Source organism: Ignavibacteriales bacterium (assembly GCA_026390815.1).
GTDB lineage: Bacteria > Bacteroidota > Ignavibacteria > Ignavibacteriales > SURF-24 > JAPLFH01.
In genome coordinates this window covers 1-7,220 of record JAPLFH010000023.1, presented here as the reverse complement: position 1 = coordinate 7,220, position 7,220 = coordinate 1, and the positions used below count along the sequence as shown (strand labels likewise).

Here is a 7,220-nt window from a genome sequence, read left to right as displayed (position 1 = left end):
TAAATATAGTTTATTTACCTCAACTACATTTGTAGAATATGGAGAAGTAAAATTATTTCCATTTACATTAATGGTTGTACCTTTTTCAGTCTGAAGGGTTACTGCATATAACTTCTTCATATCCGATGTTATTGTTGCTCCATTATCATTACTTACAACTGTATAATTGTAATTCCGGGGTATAGCCCCCTGTATTGGCGCACCACTTTGATTTTTTTGCGCTCTTATCCAATTACTATTGTTTGTACCACTATTATTCCAGATCCTATTGTAAGTTCCATCGGACTGGTCAATTGCTCCTACAGGCAGGGTCTGACCTGTTAATTTATAAGATTCGGAACCACTTGATACTGATACATTATCAACCATAATGCTTCCAATAGTAAAATTATTTTGAACTTTTAAAGTATTTTTAACAGAAAACGTAATTGTTTTATTTGCAGTTTTTTCATAATCTTGTCCTCCCATGAAAAATTCATACAGCTCAAGTGTCCATGTATAATTGCCAGACGGTAACGAATGATAATCTGGTATTTGACCTCCGTTAAGTGTACTCCATGTTCCATTAGGTGTAATTAACTTTACGTAATTGTAAAGAGATACTCTTGGCGGATATGGCGTAATATTATAAGTATAACTAAGCCAAACCCAAATTGCACTTTCTGTGGATGTCCGAGGAGCGTCTTTTTCAGTATAAGATTGTCCATTTAGTGGATGATAAAAAGAAATGCTTTGAGAATAAGATAAGCAGGAAAATAGTATTAGTAATACTACTATTTTTTGAATAGAACTTTTCATAAAATCTCCAGAAATTTTTTGTTTTGAAAAATTTAATTAAATTGGAGATGCAAATAAGCGGACGTAAAAAGTCCCAAAGGTGAGCAGCCTTAAATTATTTGCATCAACAGGGAAAGGTGCGGTAACACCTTTCCCTATTATTAACTGAACATTTTGTTACTCTTGTTACTCCTCATTTAATACGCCATGTACAATTACATTATAACCTGTTTTATTATAGTCTTTGTAAATAAAAAAAACATCTTTATCAAATACATATCCACACATTAAATTCAAATCAATATTATAGATTGTTTGAAAATCTGTTCCATTATAATGACCAATCCCTTCATATGAGCACCAGAAAAAATCCTTTTCGCTTCTTCCTCCCCAGATTTTACCAATAAAGCGGGAACCCGTTTTATCCATCCATAATTCCAAGTTTCCCTTATTATATTTATAAATTTTTTGATTTATTGTAATGTATATTTTATTGTTTATAGTACCTATAGAAACATCTGCCCCAGAATAAATTTCTTTCAATTCTTTGCCATTCCAGATATAAAGTTTTCCGGTAAGACCATTTTCGTCAATTAACCAACCCGATATAATTAGAGAATATGTGTTTTCGTCTATTGCAATTTCTATAAATTCTACTTTAATAACAGGGATATTAACAAATTTCCAATTTACACCATCATAATGTATTATAATTGCTTTAGAATTATTATTACTGTAGTTTTCAGCATAACCAACACCATAAATGTCATTTTTTGATTTTCCATAAAAATTAAGTATTGATACATGGTCATAACCGCTTATGTTATATTTTCCAAACTGAGTCCAATTTTTTCCGTCATACTTCCAAATTGTACTGTTGCTATTTCCTAACCATACTTCATTACTGTCTATACCATAAATTGCCCATGGACCAACATTCCGGGGGATAGAATCGCAACTCCATTTTAGTCCATTGTAATGCCATATTGTAGTAGCAGTCCAACTACTTGGTCCAATAGCCCAAATATTATAATGCGAACTCCCCCAGATCCTAGAAAGAAGTAATGACTCTGTTGTTTTTATTGTATCTGCGCTCCAAACATAATCACGTCTTCCTGGTGTAGAGTTGTCCTCCGGTTCTGTCGGAGATTTTTTGCAGGATAGATTTAAGAACAATGTAATTGCAATGCCTTGCAAAAAAAGAAGAAGGGAAATCATTCTTTTATGGTTCACTTTTATTTATTCCTATTAGTCGTTAATTAAATTTTTACTTTTTATTGTCGGGTTTTTTGTTGCCCCATCTACACAAAGTTATTTGTTTAATTTTTTACTGTCTTGTTTTTATTCGTTTATCTAAGAACAAAGAACAAAAATGTTGCCGTGCTATGCGAATATATTTTTACCGTTGCCAACGTAACTTTCAGAAAGTAAAAAGTCAATGGTACTTGTACTAAATCTGCAGTGCGTTTTTAGTACAAGTACCCAAAATTGTGTCTCATTCTCGGGCACCATTATGAGACACTTTTTTAAAATCGCTCTAAATAGTTTGTATTTGGTTTGTAATCAAAGTTTTTGAGGGCAAAAAATTTATTTTAAAATCATGGTACAAGTACTAACATTTTAAAAATAATTTTAGCTTATAGATGTTCTACCGGTGCATTGAATGATTAAGCGGTAAAATCTTTCTGCTGTATATGTTGAAAATTTAATTGGTCTGATTTATTAATCGTTTTGTTATTCAGAACCAGAGGTTAATTCAAATCCTTCTACCTAAGCAAAATCATTTTTTTTGTTGAAGAATAATCTTCGGTTTTTAACTGATAAAAATATATCCCACTTGGAAAATGATTACTTTCAATTGACCAGAGAGTGTTGTAATAGCCTGCTGTTTTATACTCGTTTACCAAAGTCTCAACTTCTTGCCCAGGCAGATTGAATTTAATTTAAATAACCTAATTGTCATTGCAAAAAAAGTTAAGCAGGCTGAAAATATAGATTCAGCCTGCTCCAACAGTTTATTATTTAACCAGTAACATCTTCTTCATAGTTACAAATTCATTTGCTCTAAGCTCGCAGAAATAAATTCCGCTGGAAAGTTCTGCTCCGTTAAACTCAGTAAAATATTTTCCTTCATCCTTTCGATCATTAACAAGCATTGCCACTTCTTTGCCAAGTGCGTTGTAAACCTTGACGGTTACAAATCCAGCTTTAGGAAGCTGATACTCAATTCTTGTTGTTGGATTGAATGGATTAGGGTAGTTGGCTAATGAATAATTGGAAACAATTGTTTTGCTTTCTGTTGTATTAGCATTTGATTTACCTACTTGGGAGCCATCCCCATAAGTAGCTACCCAATTTACGTGTGCATCTCCATTTGTTCCCTCTGTAGAATAATATGGTGAAACTTTATATAAAAGCCCCATTCCATTCGAAGAGTTTCTGATCCAGAAACCACCATCCGTATAAGTTGTAGTTCCTCTGTTTACAGTAGCTAATAAATCTGTATGTACATCACCATGTCCATAATTAACGTACCTCCAAATACGATATTGCGTTACTGCTGTATTTGGATATTCATTCCAGTACAAAATAATATTATTAGTAGTATCTCTTGGATTGTAAGAGTTGAAATGAAGATTTAAATCATAATCCGGGTAACCAGCATAATTTTGTGTATATGTCACATTTTCATTAGGATAATAAGTAAACGTCCGGTTCCACCAGTCATACTCTGCAAAACAATAATGAATGTTGTTTACCCAAAAATCCCAAGGGTATGTTACTGTAATTGCATTGCTTTCAACTACAGGAAAATTTGGTGTTGGTGAAGAATAATTAGTTGAGCTTACTACAATTGTTCCGTTGCTATTCCCAATACCTACTCCGCCTGTTTGGAACTTGGCATTGCAGGCTGCTTTTCTTAGGTCTGCTTTGTATATAGCATTATTATCATTCTCTGCAGCATTAAATGTAATTGATTGAGTATTATCTTTATAAATACCATTTTTTTCCCATTGACTTGTATTTGTTGTACCGGCATGCCAGATTCTTTGGTAACCTTGATTATCTGTCTGAGAGGAAACAGCCAGCAGTGTTACACTCTGCCCAATGGTTTTCGAAAAAGGATACGGAGCTGTTCTTGTATTTCCATCAACAATTATTGATCCGTGAGTTGTTCCGTCTGATGCAGTAAAATTATTATCAGCAGTTATTGTTACATTTGCAGGCGGAACAGAAAAAGAAACCTGTAAAGTTAAATCAAGATTTGCATAAGAATTACTGTTCGATTCGTTTTGTGAAAAGGCGCCTAAATACATATAACTTCCTTTGCAACTGTTCACCAACGATGTAAGTGCACTACTATTCATATTCCCATAACTATATAATAAATTTGAAAATAAGGTACTTGATTGACCAATATTTTGCCATATATCTTGTGCGATAGAATAATTACCTATTTGTGTTATATTAAATTTATAAGAACTATTTTGCCAATTAGTAACGGTATAACTTATAGAGACACTGTTAATTGTTGCATTGCTAGGAATATTTTGCAGATCAAACGTATATTTTGTTCTAGCGGTCTCTGATTCAGATGCTTCTGCATAGTATTTATAACCTAGTTCATATATAACCCCCAAGCGTAGTAAGAATTACCATTGTTAGGTTGTACATAAACAGCGGTTGTTTTTGATCCTGAGTAATTATTTGCAACTATCTGGTTAAATAAAAAGACAAATGTAATTGCAGAAAAGATTAAATATTTTTTTTTCATTTTACATTCCATTTTTAGTGATAAATTTTATAATTATAAGTCACGTTACGCATCGTTTAGATATTTGAGCCAAAAAACTCATCTCCTTAGTCCCCTTCTCTTTCAAAGAGAAGGGGATTTGGGGTAGAGTTCAAAATGCTGCGTAAGGTGACATTATAATTAAAAACCAAAGCTGTTTCATTTAATCACATTCATAATGACCTCTCTTTTTATTGAAAATTTCTTTATTTTAAAAACAGAATAGCCGGTATTTCATTTAATAAAATGAATATAAAAGGTTGCCAGCCTTGGGTTATTCTTTCTAAAGACAGGTAATGTTACTGCATTACCTGTCAATTATTTTAAAAGCTTATTCCTCCTAAACTATTATTCTTTTAGTTTTCCATGATAGATTAAATTTAGATTTGTCTGGGATTCGTACACAATAAAGAAAACTTCTTTATCAAAAATTGCTGATCCAAATATTTGCGTTCTTAGTTTATCAAAATGAACCAAATATTCCATATCGCTTCCGTTATAATGTACCAATCCATCTGTCATCAAAAGGAATATATCTTTAGAGTTCCTTCCCCAAATAGTATTATAAAATTTGGAGTTATCTACTCTCAATAAGGTTTGAAATTTATTATTATTTCGATTTGCTATTTCTCTTCCTAAAACAAAATATACCTCACCATTAATTAGACTAAGGTTAGCACAATGATTATAATCCCAGATGTCGCCATAAATTTTATTATATCTTTCTCCGTTATATTCGTAAACTATTGTGCTATCAAAATATCCTCCATAACCCCACTTAATTACTCTAAGATATATTTTTTGATCAATTTTATTTTTATATAAGTTTTCAACTATTCCACAAAGACCTTCAGTATTAAACATTACCCATTTTTTGTCAATATTATGCGCTATTACACTGTTTACGGATAAATTATTACTATCTGGGCATACACCAAAAGCATAAAAATCATCTGTTGATTCACCCCACATGTTATCAAAAACAATTTGTGTATTCCCATCTTTCGTTAATCGTGTTACTTCCTTCCAGCCATTACCATCGTAATGCCATATCATTCCATTCATTCCACCTATCCAGATATCCTTAGCAGAAAATCCCCAAATAGAGTGAGGTGAAACGGGTCGTAATCTTCCATCGGTTGTCCATTTTGTTCCATCAAAATGAAAAATGGTTTTATCTAAATCTCCTCCTCCGCTAATAGCCCAAACATCAGATGGTGAGCTACCCCAAATCCTGTAAATGGTATTATATGGATAATTTAATGTATCCACCGTCCATAAATAATCTCTTCTTCCAGGTTGCGGGTTATCGTTTGGTTCCGTTGGCGCTTTTTTGCAGGATAGATTTAAGAACAATGTAATTGCAATGTATTGCAAAAAAAGAAAAAGGGAAATTATTCTTTTATAGTTCACTTTTATTTATTCCTATTAGTCGTTAATTAAATTTTTACTTTTCATTACGCTTTTATAACTTTAACTAAGTACAAATATTATAATTAAGACATCTCATAAGATTTATTTCCTATATTGTTTTTATTTTAGTTTTCCGTGATAAATTAAATTTAGATTAGTAGTAGGCTCATAGGTAATAAAAAACAATTCTTTGTCAAAGATTACTGCACCAAATATTTGTGTCCAGGGTAATTTATTAGCTAAAGTAAAATAAAACAAATATTCTATATCAATTCCATTGTAATGGGCTAATCCATCTGTCATAAGAAGAAAAATATCTTTTTCATTTCTTCCCCAAATACGCTGATAAAAATTTGGATTTTCGACTTTTAACATGGTTTTAAATTGATTATCTATTCGATTTGCTATTTCATTCCCTAAAATAAAATATACTTCGTTATTTATTAAACTAATATCTGCCTGTACACCTTTATCCCAGATACTGCTGTAAAATTTATTATATTTTCCTTGATAGTATTCGTACAGTAACGTACTGTCAAAGTATTCCCCCCCACCCATTCTGATAACTTGTAAATATATTCTATTATCAACTTTATTTTTATAAAGATGTTCAACCAGTCCTATAAGTTCATCAGTATTGAGAATTGTCCATGTATTATTTGTATAATGGGCTATAACACTGTTATTTGGGGCACCTTCATTGGTAGGATACGCACCAAAAGAATAAAAATCATCAGATGATTCACCCCACATATTATCAAAAACAATTTGCGTGTTTCCATCTTTTGTTAATCTTTTTATTTCCTTCCAGCCATTTCCATCATAATGCCATATCATTCCATTCATTCCACCTATCCAGATATCCTTAGCAGAAAATCCCCAAATGGATGAAGGTGAAATTGGTCGTAATCTTCCGTCAGTTGTCCATTTATTTCCATCAAAATGAAAAATTGTTTTATCCAGATCACCACCGCCGCTTATTGCCCATACATCTGATGGAGAACTACCCCAAATCCTATATATAGTATTATATGGATAATTTAATGTATCCACCGTCCATACATAATTTCTGCTTCCGGGCTTTATATTATCTGTTGGTTCTGTCGGAGATTTTTTGCAGGATAGATTTAAGAACAATGTAATTGCAACACATTGCAAAAAGAGAAGTAGGGAAATAATTCTTTTATAGTTCACTTTTATTTATTCCTATTTGTCGTTAATTAAATTTTTACTTTTC

6 protein-coding genes are annotated in these 7,220 nt (G+C 32.0%); all 6 read right to left on the bottom strand.

Translation table 11 applies throughout. The features are described 5' to 3' along the window. Positions 1-798: hypothetical protein (locus tag NTX22_07620; protein ID MCX6150371.1), on the bottom strand; the 798-nt coding region annotated here is incomplete at its 3' end. A gap of 165 nt (positions 799-963) precedes the next feature. Next, positions 964-2,010, bottom strand: a complete 1,047-nt coding sequence (locus NTX22_07615; protein ID MCX6150370.1) for a hypothetical protein — start codon at positions 2,008-2,010, stop codon at positions 964-966. Positions 2,011-2,795: 785 nt separating this feature from the next. Next, positions 2,796-4,145: a T9SS type A sorting domain-containing protein gene (locus tag NTX22_07610; GenBank protein MCX6150369.1), complete on the bottom strand. Its 1,350-nt coding sequence runs from the start codon at positions 4,143-4,145 to the stop codon at positions 2,796-2,798. Between the two features lie 251 nt (positions 4,146-4,396). Then, positions 4,397-4,552: a hypothetical protein gene (locus tag NTX22_07605; GenBank protein ID MCX6150368.1), complete on the bottom strand. Its 156-nt coding sequence runs from the start codon at positions 4,550-4,552 to the stop codon at positions 4,397-4,399. Between the two features lie 366 nt (positions 4,553-4,918). Beyond that, complete coding sequence (locus tag NTX22_07600) at positions 4,919-5,983, bottom strand: hypothetical protein (GenBank protein ID MCX6150367.1); 1,065 nt, start codon at positions 5,981-5,983, stop codon at positions 4,919-4,921. 120 nt (positions 5,984-6,103) lie between these two features. Then, a complete protein-coding gene (locus NTX22_07595; protein ID MCX6150366.1) occupies positions 6,104-7,177 on the bottom strand; it encodes a hypothetical protein in 1,074 nt (357 codons plus the stop codon). Positions 7,178-7,220: the final 43 nt, after the last annotated feature.